Raw genomic sequence first — 14,807 nt, forward strand, 5'->3', positions numbered from 1 at the left:
TTGCTACCCCCTATACATCCTGCACGTCGAACATCAGACGTTTAAACTCTTCTTCGATCAGCAGCACCTTCCACTGGTTACCTTCATCTACCGCCAGGTTTGCCAGATTGTTATCACCGTTAACATAGATGCGGTCAAATTCATTGTCCCTGGTATTGTATCCTTTGCGGGTGAAGTAGGCATTTAAGGCGGCATTGTCCCGGGCTATGTCACCGGTGAGATTGCGCCAGATAATCAGCACTCTTTCTCCGGCGGGGTTAAGACCTGTCACGATTTTAAAGGTGAATTCACCTTGACCGTTCTTGTCAATTCTGAGCTTTACAGTACCGGGCTTGGCCGCACTTTCATCCGGGACGGCGTTAAAGGTTTCTCTGGCTTCTATGTGCTGCACCCGCAGACCCAGCAGGTAGTTGAAGGTTTCCACCAGGTCGATTATTTCCTCCCGGGTTTCCTGGTTGCGGGTGATTTTCAGTTTGTAATTGAAGGGGTCTTGGAAGTAGTCCAGGTTCAGCAGGGAGGCGCTGCCGTTAGTTTCCATGTCCAGCATGTAGGATAAAATGTACTCTTCCCGCAGTTCTTTGTGCTGGGCAAACAGGCTATCATGCTCGGGTGGACGTTTTAGCTCCAGGTTGTTCATGGTGTCTTCATAGGATTCCAGGCGGATGTATTTGAACATGTGGCTGATACCTTCCCGGGAAACAGGCTTGCCGTCTTTCCAATCTTTAGAGTAGATAACCTTTTGGATGCGTGGTTTCAGTACAGTATCGAAGTACTCGCCCATTTCCACCAGGATGTATTTGCGATTACCGCCGTCTTCGCGGTTAAGGTTGATGACCGCATGGCCGGTGGTGCCGGAACCGGCGAAGAAGTCTAATACAATACCATTTAAATTTTTTAATGCTGCTCCAATTAAAGTTTCATAAAATGATACTGGATGGCAGTATGGAAAATTAACACCCAATAGATCAGTATCAGCCTTCCCCTTTTTTGCATCTTGAATTACGGTTGACATTTGGCGTCTTGATTCTTCTGTTAAAAACACTTTTTGACGAGGTTGTGTTGTTTCATCTTCCCCGAACAATATTTCTCCTCTTGAAACCATTTCGCTTAATGTTTCTGGTGTTCTTGAGAAACCATTTGGCGGTACTGCACATGGCTTATTTGTAATTGGATGAATTAATGGTTGATGAAACTTTGGGTCTTTACGAGGTTCGGGGGCACGCAAACTAACACTTTGATAAATTCTACCTTCATCATCAATATACCTATAAGCCTTTTCTCCACCGCTTAAATCTTTATTATTATTAATCCATTCAATATACTTTTTTCTTACATTATCATTGATGCCGCTTTCTAATTCAATGAGCTTTTGAACAAAAGAAATCATTCTAATAACATTTGTGTTTTTTATGTATATTGAACCACGCTGTTTAGTTCTCCAAATAACATATTCATGTTGTGTAGCTAAACCATTACCACCATTCATTGGATTACGCTTATCCCAAATCAAAGTACCAGCATTTATAGTTTGAGGATTATCAAAAATAAGGTATAACCTTTCATATTCATTTTCATCTATATGACAAAGATATGATGCTTCTTGTGATAAAAGATTAATCGACATATCTATCCGATTTTTCATCATAGATAACCAGCTTGAATGTTCATAGTTGTTTTTATAAAGAAAACCGCTTGTAGCTGTATTATATGGTGGATCTATATGAATGCAATCAATACTCTCCTTATACCGCTCCTGCAGCAAGTTTAATGCCTGGAAATTCTCACTGTGTACCAGTAACCCATCAACCTGCTCCTCCAGATTCTCGATGGAAGCTAAAAGTTTCTCCTTAAACTCCTGTCCAAAGAAAGCCGTATCCAGCACCAAATAGGGATTGGCCTTTTAAAAATCCACCGTCAGCGGTTCACTGTAACCGGGCTTGTCCCCGTCGGCTACCAGTTCATTGATGGCAAACAGCTTCACCCATTCGGCTGCCTGTTTACTGTTACCTGCGATTTCCGGGTAAAATTCCTCCGGCACCCGATCCAGGGTAATACAATAGTTGGTCTCCACCACAAACTTTTTCTTCAGCCACAGTTTCTTCTGAAAATTCTCCAGTTGCTCCAGAAATTTAATAATCTTATGGCCGACCTCTTTGATGGCCCGGATTTTAGCTATATATTGCTCCAGCTTCATTTCCTTGGGCGTGCCCAAATCGTCCAGGAACATGACTTCGTTTTTGATATAAAAGTCCAATTCCCGGCGCAAGAAGCCGCCCAAATCCTTGTGGATGAAATAGTCGAAGGTATTTTTCGCTGTGTAATCGTTCAGGTGTTTTTCCAATAATGTACGGGTTTTGTTTTTCTCGGTGGGCATGGGGGTCGCCAGTTCCTGCCAGCGGGCTGTTACTATCGGGTTTTTGAATACCACCGCCAGGGCTTTAGCATTTAATTCCCCTTGCTTTACTTTCTTCTCTTGGAGTATGAAGTGGAACCGGATGTAAAGCTCGCCATTTTCTTCCACCACCGGTTGTTCTTCATCCAGCACAAACCGTCGTTCTTTACCGTTGGGAGCCTTGTTGTTGTTCTGTTCGGTGCTGGCTTCCACCAGTTTAAAATGTACCCGTCTTCCCGAGGCAGGTAAAGAGGTAATCCCGCAGGTATTCGGATGTCTTGACGTAATACTGGTCGGCATTGGCCCAGTACAGTTTCACTTCCTCTCCCTCGTAGGGAATGGCATAAACGTCCTTTTTATAGCGGCGCAGGGATAAAAATCCCCTTCGTGGTAATAGCGGCGGAAGAAATTGGTCAGGTGGGAATATACCTCGTTTTCCAGGGCAACCACATCCGGGGCCTGCTCTAACTGATTCTTCTTTTCCACATATTTGGGGGAAGTCTCCGGATCCACACCCAGGTCCTCCAGTTGTTTTCTTAATTGGGCCAGTTCCTCCTGCAGCCTGGCTTTATCCTGGGCTTCATAATTACCAAAGGCTTTTTTTACATTGGGCAGCAGGTCCTGGTCTAAAAACCGTTCTACCTCTGCCCGCTTCTGGTTCATGATGCGGTAGATGCCAAAATCTAAATCTGCCTGGTCAAACTGGAACATCTGCCGAATAATCTTCTTAAATTCTTCTAATTTGGTACTCAAAAACGGTCAACCTCCTGGTCTCTTCTACTGCTGTTAATTTCCTTCTATATTTAATTATCGCACCACCCAGCGAATGGTAAACAGGGTTTCCTGTTCGGTACGCTGTTGAAGCCGTTTTTCCAGGCTTTGAATCAATTCGTCACGCTTCTCCAAAATTTCATCTTCCACTTCAAAGATGCGCTGGCGCTGGCGGCGCTGTAGTTTGGTCAGTTCTTGCAGTTTAACCTGAATTTGGTGCTGTTCCTCAGTGGAGGTGGCCAGCCGGGACTGGCGATTAAGGGCCTTTATCTTGGCCTTGGTTTCCTTTAATTCCTTTTCTGCTGCCAGCACCAGGTCGTCGGCCCATTTTTCCAGACGATCCCTTTCCTCTTGGAAAGCTCGGTTGCTCTCTTCCAGAACTCGGTTAATGGTAGCTGCAGCATAGTGTGCCGCTTCTCTTTTCAGCATGGCTTGGTAGGGTGCGGGTATTTCACCCAGGGGGACCACCTCGGCCCGACATTGAAACAGTTTTTCACAGATTTCCTGGTCCAGGACTTTCCCTTCATCAGTGATGGCGTTAAATAGCAAGTATTCCTCCCGCTCAAAGGTTTCGATGGACAGTTTGGTTAGTGTTAAATAACCCCTTTGTCCCTTCAAATTTTCAACCACGCTGATTTTAACCGGGTGATCGGAAATATTAAAGGTTAATTCTGCCGTGGGGGTGGGTCTGTTTTTAGCCTCTTGCAGCACATATTCCCCCAGGGGGTGAGATAGCCGGTACAGGAAGCCCCTTTGGGCCCGGGTTGCCTGGTCTGATAGGGCCGGTTGATTTTCCTGTAGACCCCGGCGCTGGTATAGATAATATTTGCCCTTAGGGATAGCGGATCCAGGGGAGTTTTTTAGTTCAAATGCCAGGGTTTGGTCGTTAAAGGTTGCCTGACGGGCCAAAATGTTTTTGGTCAAGTTCCAAAAAATTTGACTAAAACGATCCAGTTGCCGCCGGGCTTCGTCGTGCTGAAGTTTCAGACGCTGGTGGACGTCTTCGTCAAAGTTTTCCAGCAGCACCTTCCGGGTATCTTCCAGGCGGCTCTTGATGGTTTGCTCCATTTCGTCTTGCAAGGCCTTAAAGGCTGCTTCAATTTCCTGGGGAGTCCTACACTGCTGGTAGATGCTTAGAATACGGCGTTCAAAGTCCACTCCGGATTCAATGGACCCCAGCACCTCGTCCGAGGCCCCCAGTACACCGTTAAACAGGTTGAATTTTTCCTGTAACAGTTCGTAAACCCGCTGGTCCGCTTGGTTGCGTTCGTTGAGAAAGTTAATGACCACCACGTCATGCCGCTGGCCGTAGCGATGGCAGCGGCCAATGCGCTGCTCGATGCGCTGGGGGTTCCAGGGCAGGTCATAGTTAACAACCAGAGAACAGAATTGCAGGTTCACGCCTTCGGCGGCGGATTCGGTGGCAATCATGATTTCTGCTTTGTCCCGGAAGTACTCCACCAGGGCAGCCCGCTGGTCGGCGGTGCGGGAACCGCTGATGCGGTCGGTACACTGGTTTTGCTGCAGCCATTCAGTATAGATGGCTTTGGAAGCAGGGTCAGTGTTGGTGCCGTTAAAGAGGACAATTTTATCCTGATAGCCGTTGGCGGATAAAAACTGGTACAGGTAGTCCTGGGTGCGGCGGGACTCCGTAAAGATTAAGGCTTTGCGCTGGGCACCCATTTTTTCTAATTCATGAAAGCCGATTTCCAGAGATTGTAACAGGGTTTTGGACTTGGTGTCTATCTCGATGGAACGGGCCCAGGTAATATATCGTGTCAATTCGGCTATTTCTCTTTTTAGCTTTTGAATATCGATTTTGGTTGGACTTGCTTCCGGTCTACATTCACCGGATTGGTCTTCTTCACGGTCGTCATCTTCTTCCAGTATGTCCCCGGTGAGTTCATCTTGTTCCAGTAGTTGGTCCACATCCAGGAGAGTGGCCAGGGGGTTGTCGGTATTCCCCTGGTCGTTCTCTGTTACCTCGGCCAGTATTTTCTCCAGCCGTTGTTTAATGGTTTCCAGGGTGCCTGCCACCGCCAGGGAGGAAGAGGCCAAGAGTTTGCGCAGAATAAGGGTGGTCAATTCCCGCTGCCTGGAAGGGATGGCATAGGTATCCTCCCGCTGCAGGAATGAGGAAATGGCCTGGTAAAGTTCTTGTTCCCGGTCGGTGGGACGGAAGGGTCTGGTAATGGCTTTTCTCTCGGTGTACTTAATGTATTCCAGCACCTGGCGGCGCAGGGTGCGGTGGCAAAACTTCTGCAAGCGTATTTTTAGTCCCGCCAGGTCGCCCTCATGGACATACTGGGTGCGAAAGGCCGCCAGACTGCCAAAGAGGTGGTCATCAATCAGGGTTGAAAGTCCGTATAACTCCAGCAGTGAGTTTTGCAGCGGCGTGGCGGTTAGCAGCAATTTTTTACTGTCCTCCACCGCCCACCGGATGCCCTGACCGATTTTGTTGCCGGTTTTATACACATTGCGCAGATTATGGGCTTCGTCGATGACCACCAGGTCCCATGACACCAGTCGGATTTCGTTTTTGTGACGGTTGGCAAAGTTATAGGAGGTAATGATAATAGGTGCTTGCTGAAAGGGATTGTCTATGCCCTGTTTAAGGGCTTCCCGGTAATTCTTGGACTCCAGGATAAGACTGGGCAGGTTGAATTTTTCCTGAAGTTCCATGCTCCATTGTTTGCGCAGGGAAGCAGGACAGATAACCAGCAGTTTACGACGGCGTTCGGCCCAATATTGGCATAGCACCAGTCCTGCCTCGATGGTTTTCCCCAAGCCCACCTCATCCGCCAGGAGGACGCCTTTGGAGAGGGGGGAACGAAAGGCAAACAACGCCGCTTCCACCTGGTGGGGGTTTAAATCCACGCAGGCATCGAAAAGGGACATGGACAGTTTCCCGATATGGTTGGCTGCATGCCGGCGTAAGATTTCATGGGCAAAATATTTGGCGTGGTAGTTGGTATTCATTTGTATCACCTGAGCCGTTTCGTGTGTTTTGGTGGAGTTTATTGTTGTTTTCTATGGCAATTATCTTATTTCCTCTCTGCAATTCGTTACAAAAATTGTTCAGGTGTATCATAAAAGCTAAATGGGGCCAATGGCCCCATCATGTTAATTAAATATTCTTAGCTTTTATTATTGTCTAATCCTGTGAGTGTACATCAACCAACTGGTAAACCCGGACCAATTCATTTTGTAATTGACGCATATAGGTGCCGATGTGAATACGAAGGATTCCAATGAGTGTACCCCATTAATGTATGCTGATAATAATGTTATGACATCGCATCCCCTAAGATATATTTTTTAATTTATATTTCTACATATTTCTAAAATGGTATTAACATAACCCTCGGAACAATACAGCTAAATTGAAGTAACCCCAAGGGAACATCACAACTGTGCTCCCAGTGTGGCGCCGAAGTAAAGAAAAACTCTTTCAAAGGGGCACTACTGTAAGGTTTGTGATCTATCTATAAGACCGGGATATAAACGCTGCGATTAATATTCTGAAACGAGCAATATTACTATCGGTAAAATATTAAGGACCCCGGGCGGGGCCTTAATATTAACGGTAGTCAACTATTGTACCGCGGATCTTTAACTAGCCTCCGTATTTTAAAATATACTATAATAGAACCCCCAGTGAGGCAAAAAGTACAATGACTACCCGAAGTAAAACATCGTCTTCTTGCTAATTAACTACCAAAGATATTTAACCATGAACCCATCACTTATTTTTTTATATCCAAGTTTTTGGTAGTGTTTCACCATTTTTTTCTGCATTTTTTTAAATTCCTCTGAATAATGATCTATTCCTAAAGGCCAAGGTTTTACAATTGCAATCTTGGCTTTATTTTTAAAATAATGTTCAATTCTTTCGGTAACTGCCGATGCTATTCCATTAGAGCGATATTGTTCTTTAACCGTTATTCGGTGCAAATAAAGGAAATTCGGAATATTATTTTTTCCAAAGTACACACTTAGAGCCTTATAAAGGTCATAATATTCCTGGTCAATATCATCTAAAATAGGAAATATATCTTCTCCGTTTTTAATTGCACTGTCATTATCAAAATAATCAAACTCAACTTCCCCAACTTCTACTAATTCTGGACTTTCTTCGGCGTCGGTTTCCCAATCGCTAAAAATAATTTTCCCGTAAAAAGATTGAAGATAATACGCTGGGAAGTCATTATTTAGTTCCATCTCGTGCGAAATTCGAACATTAATATCCTCTATCATTTTTAATCACCTTTCGTCAAAACTTTTAGAACCATTTCATGGTTATTTCTTTTTCTCCTTCCTCGGAACATACCGGTAAGTAACCTCCACCCTGTTATGCCCGAGGTCCCGTGTTAACCTGAGCCTGGCCACAACATCCACCACTTTTCTTAGTGGATTTTTACACATACGTCTGGCCTTTTGCTCTGATATTGAAAATTCTTCAGCTAGTCTCTGCCAATCTTTGGCTTTGACCAGTTCATTTATTCTACTTATATATTCCTTGTGTCGTTGGACGGCAAATGTCTTCCGCATGCCGTGCAATCCACGACCACTAAAGCTACTTTTTTCTGCAATCATCTTAATCTGTGAATAAATGGTTTGTTGGTTTATACCGGCAAAAATACCTCCATAGGAAGCTTCTTGAACTAATCTTTGCATAAGATTATGAAATTGTCCATCATATCTTACTTCCCTTACCTTCCCTCCCTTCTCAATTAATGTCACCGTCCTTTTTTGAAGATTAATACGCTCTGCGGTAATAGCCTTGCTAAAATCCCTATAGGTTTTATTCCCTTTTTTCAAAGCGGTGCCAAAAATTGATTCGGCCCGGCAGCCGGTAGCCCGAATAAATTCTAAGGCATCTCCTGCTCTTGGGTTTATTTTCCTCAACTCCTGAATGAGCCGATCTGCTTCTTCCGGTGTATAGGCCGGCCCGCGCTGAACCGTAACATCCTCCCTACTTCGGCGGGGTCGCTCAAACTCTTCAATTTTCCAGGACACCCTGCCAAACCATTTATTTGTCATTTTCTCCAATTTTTCAAGGGCTGAAGAATATTGATGTACTGTTTCTGGCCTCCGGATCTGCTTTATCCTTTCAAGAAAATTCCGCACTTCTTCAGAAGTTACGGAACATATTTGAAATTTTGTTGTCCCCCTTCTTTCTGCTAGGTCTTTGGCAAACCGCATACAAGCCGCCCGGTAGATGTCGTATGTTGCAGCTCCCGTTATAGCTGCGTCCAGCTGACCGGCTTTCTTTAATTCCTTTTTCTTTTGTCCAAAGCTCCTCGACATACTAAATAACTGGTCAATCTGCCGATATATAGTTTTAACCTTTGCCATATGACACCATCCTTTTGTTTATGTCCGGACAATGTCCGGGCAAAACATTTGAAAAGTACTCATATCCGGACATTGTCCGGACAAATTTGATCCTGTTTTAGTTTTGTTTTTCGGATTTGTCCGGAATGTGTCCGGACAAATTATTCTCCACGGTGCATTTGATTTCCAAATTTTTTAAAAAATACTATATCGTGTATTTTAAAATGGCTTATGTCCGGACATTTTCCGGACATTCATTACATGTTTCATGTTTTATGTCCGGACAATATCCGGACATGAGTTAATTTTTTCGTATAGCTGCCGCAGGATAGAAAAGTACCCCTGCCGGGGATTTGACTGCCCTTACCAGGGCAGAAGTCACTTCACTTCCTGATCATTTTTTCTACCGGCCTGCTTGCATTGCTACCGCAATGCAAGCAGCACCTACCGGTGCTGTGATGCCCTGGCTCCCGCCCAGGTGCTTAGCTTTGCTATTGCCTTGACACTACCGTTATCAAGGCAATAGCAAAGCTAAGGTTTGACGCCCCCTGCCAGGGTCGTTTATTTATACCTACCGGTCTAAATAAACGACCCTACGGGTCTTGGACGCAAACCTTCCTACCGGAAGCTTTGCGATATTCATCCGCCATTGGTCTGTTCCCATCAGCCCAACGGCTATGTATTTCTTACAGGTCTTTATTCGACCCATGCGACTCCCGTCGCTCTCGACCGGGTCCCTAAAGCCGCCCTACCGGTCCGTCTCACCTACCGGTCATCGACGTTTAGACTCCATACATAGGAACGATCCCTATGATGGAAAATACTCATTTGGGAAAAATGAGCTGAGACAAGTAATTTAAGGCAGTTACCACTGCCGCAGGTTCTACCGAACCTATCCGATCAACCTGGTTTCCACCAGGTGAAAATAATCATATGTGCTGTAACCCCAGCACTTGGGACAAAATTGTTGCAAAGCTATTCCCCCGTCAGGGGATGGCCTGGCTTGCACCAGGCCAAAATCTGTTAATAAAGTTTATAGTGGTTCACCACTTTAGAATTGTCTAGGAACAACGCGCACATTCCTCTTTAACAATAACCTTGTAAATATGATGGACGCATTTACTTCCACTGCAACCTTTAAAACTTTCTTCCTTGTATTTATCACATTTATCTACGACTTCTCGCGTTATGAATGTCTCATATCTGTTGCAATAATCTCCTGCTTCAATAACCATACTATCTATCATCCTTTCCTAATTTTTTTTACAATCAGCGCTTTTTCCCCGAATCTCCTCACATCAGCCTTAGCAGTTTCTACTAAAGTATTTAAAAACTGCTGATTATGAAGAAAATTCATAGCTCCTTCTTTTTGGAATATTTTTATTAATTGCTTTACCCGGTGTTTTGTCCACCGGTTCTCAAAAATCTGGTGAACCTTCAACATTTTTTCCATCTTCTCTACAGAGATGCCGGCTTCACACCAGCAACACAAATAATCCGGACCACCGGGATATCCTATATACGTCCCATGCTCGCAGTGGGTGAGGCAGTAATCACATTTTTCACTACCCCCATCGATGGAAGGGTAAAAAGGGCTACCGCAGGTTTTGCAAATCTTTTCAACCATTTTCCCGATACCGGCTGCCGCCGGTATCTTCCCTCCTTTCGGATTGAATTTTCCGGCATACAGCCTGGTATTTTCTTGCTACGCTATGCATCAATATATCTCCACTGGTTGGTTGGCTTTCGTAGATATTTTCTACTTGTATCTGTTCCATCTTTAAAGCCGGGGAATACCCCTGCCGGGGCCAATTCCCCGGCAGGGCACCTCCCTACTGGTTAATTCTTTAGCTTTCTTTAATTTTCCGGGCCTTCAAGGACCGTACCCCGGTCCATGCTCACCCGGCTTTTAATCCCCACTTTTTAGCCGCCAGGCGCTTTGCTTGTTCGTGACTTTTAGCAACTACCCTGGTTGTTAAACCGTCAATCCTGGTGACTAGATAAACGTCCATCGTACTCATTCTCTACTGCACCGCCTTTCATGATTTCTTGATAAAGCTCCAGGAGTGGTGCTGTTACATGCAGCAGTTCCCTTTCAACTTTATCCCTGTCATTTGCCATAACAGCAGAAAAAAGGTGTCCCATGTGCTCGCCGGCAATCATAGCCCACTTTTCCATGGGCAGGTCGTAATCGCCTTTCATAATGCGATTCATTTGAGCTTGCAGCTCTACTTTCTTTAAAAAACTGTTTCTTATTTGCTCAGTCATGTAGGACCATCCTTTCTTAATTCAACTTTCTAAAAACAAACTTGCACCCGGCTACAGCGGCATCATCTGCGCCTTTGAATTTTTTGTGCCAAAGGGCTTCACATAACCGCCTGCCGGTTCCGGCTACCGCCTTCCGAAATTCTTCGCAGGCTCTGCGGACGTGCAGGTTGGTATACTTGTCCTGGTCATAGGCTTCCACTACTTCTCGGTCAGGGAAATCACGCTGAAGCACTTCTACTGCTTCTGACCACGTATTAGCGCTTACGGTACCCAGTACCACAGCGCCGATCTTTTGGCTGAAGACGATAGCCTTTAAGGCCCCTTCTGTTACCCAGATTCGGCGGTCTTTTATTTCTTTCGGCCTGGCTACATGTACCGGAACTCCGGAACAGGCTCCCGACTGTTTATTTCCCGAACTAAATAGCTGGTATTTTCTCCCCCCGACAGGTTTGTCCAGCCTGATCTGCAGAGCTTGGATTCTTCCTTCGGAGTCCAGGATAGGAAATATAAACCCGGGGGAGTAGTTGAAACACCAGTAATATCCGTTACCTTTTTTATTAGGGGCCTGATAGAACCCAGGTACTCCTTTCAGGTTATGACCCATGTTTATGAGTTTCTGGCACACTTCCCAGGGCTTCACCCCGGTGAGTGACCGAAAGCCTGCTTTCTCGATTTCTTCAACCGTTAAGCCGCGGCGTTTTAGCTCTTTGATGTGGTGGTATTCCAGGGACAGGAGGTCTAACATTGCCCTGTATACCCGGTCGCACACTTCAATAGGAGCTTTTGCAACAGCTGTTTCTACCCTGTCTACGGGCCGGTAATATATCGGTGGGGCTGTCAGCTTATGCAGCCAGCCGCCCATTTTCCCTGATACTGGGTGGTTACTTTCAATGCGCATGCAGATGGCTATGCGGTCGTTGAAAGAACACCAATCAGCTTTGCCGCAGATGGGGCAGGGTTGCTGCCGATTTACCCGTTGTAGCGGTTGATTAACATACTGTTTGGCATAACTCATATTCCGGCGGCTGCTGCTGCCGCCCTTCACCTCCTTTGGGTTTTGGGCGGCTTTGCCGCCTTGAATTATTTATTCTGAATAAACTTCCGTCTCAAACGAACTTAAAGCTTCTTCGATTTCCGTCACCCAGCCCATCAGTTCGCTGTCATATTCTTCCTCGGCGACTTCTGCGATTTCACTAATAAGTGCAACAGCCGCCTTTTTGTAGTAAGAAAGATTTTTTAGCCCAATCTTCTGGGCTTCGTCTCCCCGTTCAGCCCGTAAAACATATAAATTTTCACGGGCACTTTCAAGTTCGCGGCATAATTCTTCCGCTTGCCAGTATAATTGGCGAATTTCATCTTTTTCCATGTTTTGTGGTACCGGCCCTCAGGCCGGTACCTATCCTCCTTTCGTTTGAAGACAAAAAGAGAACGCTTCAATGGTAATTCCATTGATTAACGTTCTCTTTCTTAATCCCTAGCCTCAACGGCCTTACTTTCAGTTAGCGAATTTTACTTCGCTAATAATTCTAACTTAAAGCTGTTTTGCTCTAATAGCAAACCAGGCTTCCCCGTCTTTCATTACATTATACTCGATCTCAAACTTCTTGTTCAGACCACCTTGCAGTGTTTTTCCGACGCCGTTCTTGGCAATAATTATTTGCTCATCCTTGCCGTTTTCTGTTCGGCAGACAGCCCTGGTATTGCCATTCTTGGTCACTTCAACTTTAACTACAGTGACCACCGCTGTCGGATTCTCTTTTGCGTTCTTCTCTGCCTTTTCGGTTTCGGTCGAATACTCGCCTTGGTTGCCGGTGTTATTGACAGGTTGTACGGCCGTATTTTGAACGCCAGTTAAACCCGAAAATAAAATCGGGGAAACAAACATACGGCAGTCAGAACCGGACCAGGCCATGCACTGTTCCTGCAGGCAGTCTTCAAAATTCCTAAATGGACATTTTTTCATCTTTCCGGATACGGGCCTCGGCCCGCATCCTCCACCTCCTTTTACTTAGTGTAGGATTACAGGCCGCTAGGCCGCTAGGCCGTCAGCTTTCTTTATGCAGCACTTTTCTTTTCTAAGTCTTCTGTTGCTGTAAAAACTCTTCTCATGCACTCTTCCACATCGGAAAGCACACGAAAGATAACCTTCAAAGCCTCGCCGGGATCATTGGCGGCGTAGTGTTTGATGTATTGCCAGGAATATTCATGATATCCCCGAATACCGTGCAGTTCACACATTACCGCCGCAAACACTTCGGCAACAATTTCTTGTTCTGCCACCTGTCCGTTTTGAAGATTTCGGAAAGTATGGTGGATTGCATGTCCTAATTCATGAAACCACGTTTTTACGTCGTGGGTATGCAGAACTATTTTCTTTCCGTTCTCACCCCAGGCATAAAAACCGTAGGATCTGTTGTCGCTGCTGGGCGTGTAGATAATTTCTTTTACTCCGAACGCCTTTGCCACTTCTGCCAAGGGCGGCGGTTCAGGTGGAGCATATTTGCTTTCTGAAAGAGGTTCCCCTTCGGTATCCTCATAACGGAATACCGGGATAAACCGAAACCCGATAACAACCATGCGTTCTTCTTCGATTTTACGTTCTTCTCCCGTTTCCGGATCTATTTCTTTGGCTTTAAATATTATTTTTTTAGTTAACGGCGCTAAAATATAAAAAGCTTTGGCGCCCTTTTTAACACGCCTGTTGACTTCTTCCCACTGTTTAAACCCCCGGGCATCTTCGGTACCGTTTAAAAACATTATTATTCTGTTGCCCATGCTCCATTTATCAGACGGTCTTTCGTCACCCGCCTGGCGGCGAAGCATTGTTCTGGCCACAGCCGGCGGCAGGTCGCCGCTTTCAAACATGGCCAGCAGCCGGTTAAGGGTTGCTTTTGCTTTCTCAGTATCAATTTTCATACTTGCAGGGCAGGCCCATCGCCCGCCCCTTTCACCTCCTTTGTGGTGATGGGCGGGCTTGGCCGCCTGAAATATTAATTTTCTTTCCAGCTACACTCGCAGACAAGGCAAGTAAAATACCGTAAACATCACCTTCCAGCCATCCCTACACCTCAAAACATCTCGTGCAGGCCCCTGCCACTTTCAGTGCGTACTCCAGGCCCTGGAATGTCTTGCCAAGGAACAAGTCCTGGTACTGCCCTCCGGACCTGATAATGCCTATGTGAATATAGTGACCCTCACTACTCCCCTTGACTGCAAAGCAAACAACCCGCCACCAGTCCTTGGGAATCGGAATTTCCCCGTCCAAGCCAACCATAACCGAGAAATATTCATCTGGTATCAGCCCGTCAGCCTCCAGTCGGGATTTCAACTCGTTGAACACTTCCTGGGCGGTCTTCATTCGCACGAAGCGAAGGTACCCCGGCTTTTCCGGGTTCGGTTCCCAGACTTCGACGTCGATGGGTTCCTGCTCGGGTTTTCCGTCCAGAATAGCAAACCTCGCGTAAACAGTCATTATTACAGGGACAGGCCGCCCGGCGGCCCACCCCCAATCACCTCCTTAGAGAGATTTTGGGTAAAGCGGGCCGGGCCGCCTATTTCTTTAATCGCCAAACAGCAGGTTTTCCAGGTTTTTCTTGACTTTTTTCAGAGTTAACCTATCTAACCTGCCGATAAACCTCACATCTTCTTTACAAACCGTCTTTACTCCATCGCAAACTATCTTTGATGGTATTTTTAGTCCAGTTTGTTTTGCGTCTCTGATAACAATTTCCCATCTGGCATCAGAAATTGATTTAGATGATATTTTTAATACCACTAAATCATTTCTGTTTTTATTATGACTTTCTGTGCTTATCACCAGAACCGGTCGTACCTTTGCATTGCCAGAGTTGGCTTCCGAGAAGCTAATCTTGGCTATTACGATGTCCCCCGGTTTGTAATTCGTCCCATTTCTTTTGATAGTATTCGTCAACTTCCTTATCGATAGTGATAGGTAAGGGTGCTCCGACAGCATTACCTGTCCAGGCCCCTTTTCCCCCACTTCACACCGTGCGTGCGCCTTTCAACGCACACGGCGTTC

Annotated in this window: 14 protein-coding genes; all 14 read right to left on the reverse strand. The window is 45.7% G+C overall.

What is annotated here, in order from left to right:
• Positions 1-10: 10 nt before the first annotated feature.
• Positions 11-1,882, reverse strand: a complete 1,872-nt coding sequence (locus tag P378_RS22515; protein WP_238473403.1) for a site-specific DNA-methyltransferase — start codon at positions 1,880-1,882, stop codon at positions 11-13.
• A gap of 18 nt (positions 1,883-1,900) precedes the next feature.
• Positions 1,901-2,605, reverse strand: coding sequence for a hypothetical protein (locus P378_RS20250; RefSeq protein ID WP_207654081.1), 705 nt, complete (start codon positions 2,603-2,605; stop codon positions 1,901-1,903).
• Positions 2,606-2,707: 102 nt separating this feature from the next.
• Positions 2,708-3,145: a FlxA-like family protein gene (locus P378_RS20255; protein ID WP_207654082.1), complete on the reverse strand. Its 438-nt coding sequence runs from the start codon at positions 3,143-3,145 to the stop codon at positions 2,708-2,710.
• Positions 3,146-3,199: 54 nt separating this feature from the next.
• Entirely contained in the window at positions 3,200-6,142 is a 2,943-nt protein-coding gene (locus tag P378_RS17825; RefSeq protein WP_099084137.1) for an SNF2-related protein, read from the reverse strand.
• A 735-nt stretch (positions 6,143-6,877) separates the two neighbouring features.
• A complete protein-coding gene (locus P378_RS17830; protein WP_099084138.1) occupies positions 6,878-7,420 on the reverse strand; it encodes a GNAT family N-acetyltransferase in 543 nt (180 codons plus the stop codon).
• 42 nt (positions 7,421-7,462) lie between these two features.
• Positions 7,463-8,521 (reverse strand): site-specific integrase, encoded by a 1,059-nt coding sequence (locus tag P378_RS17835; RefSeq protein WP_099084139.1) that lies wholly within the window; start codon positions 8,519-8,521, stop codon positions 7,463-7,465.
• A 1,222-nt stretch (positions 8,522-9,743) separates the two neighbouring features.
• Positions 9,744-10,127, reverse strand: coding sequence for a hypothetical protein (locus P378_RS17840; RefSeq protein ID WP_099084140.1), 384 nt, complete (start codon positions 10,125-10,127; stop codon positions 9,744-9,746).
• A gap of 356 nt (positions 10,128-10,483) precedes the next feature.
• Positions 10,484-10,768 carry a hypothetical protein gene (locus P378_RS17845; RefSeq protein ID WP_099084141.1) on the reverse strand — a complete coding sequence of 95 codons (285 nt, stop codon included), beginning with the start codon at positions 10,766-10,768 and terminating at the stop codon, positions 10,484-10,486.
• Between the two features lie 16 nt (positions 10,769-10,784).
• Positions 10,785-11,783: a toprim domain-containing protein gene (locus P378_RS17850; RefSeq protein ID WP_099084165.1), complete on the reverse strand. Its 999-nt coding sequence runs from the start codon at positions 11,781-11,783 to the stop codon at positions 10,785-10,787.
• A gap of 69 nt (positions 11,784-11,852) precedes the next feature.
• Positions 11,853-12,134, reverse strand: a complete 282-nt coding sequence (locus tag P378_RS17855) for a hypothetical protein (RefSeq protein WP_099084142.1) — start codon at positions 12,132-12,134, stop codon at positions 11,853-11,855.
• A 165-nt stretch (positions 12,135-12,299) separates the two neighbouring features.
• A complete protein-coding gene (locus tag P378_RS17860; RefSeq protein ID WP_238473401.1) occupies positions 12,300-12,680 on the reverse strand; it encodes a hypothetical protein in 381 nt (126 codons plus the stop codon).
• A gap of 143 nt (positions 12,681-12,823) precedes the next feature.
• The gene (locus P378_RS17865; protein WP_143338545.1) at positions 12,824-13,684 is read right to left on the reverse strand and encodes a zincin-like metallopeptidase domain-containing protein; all 861 of its coding nucleotides are present in this window, start codon (positions 13,682-13,684) and stop codon (positions 12,824-12,826) included.
• Between the two features lie 145 nt (positions 13,685-13,829).
• On the reverse strand, positions 13,830-14,240 hold the full coding sequence (locus P378_RS17870; protein WP_099084144.1) for a hypothetical protein: 411 nt from the start codon (positions 14,238-14,240) through the stop codon (positions 13,830-13,832).
• A gap of 87 nt (positions 14,241-14,327) precedes the next feature.
• Complete coding sequence (locus P378_RS17875; protein WP_143338547.1) at positions 14,328-14,768, reverse strand: type II toxin-antitoxin system PemK/MazF family toxin; 441 nt, start codon at positions 14,766-14,768, stop codon at positions 14,328-14,330.
• Positions 14,769-14,807: the final 39 nt, after the last annotated feature.

It is taken from the genome of Desulforamulus profundi, from assembly GCF_002607855.1.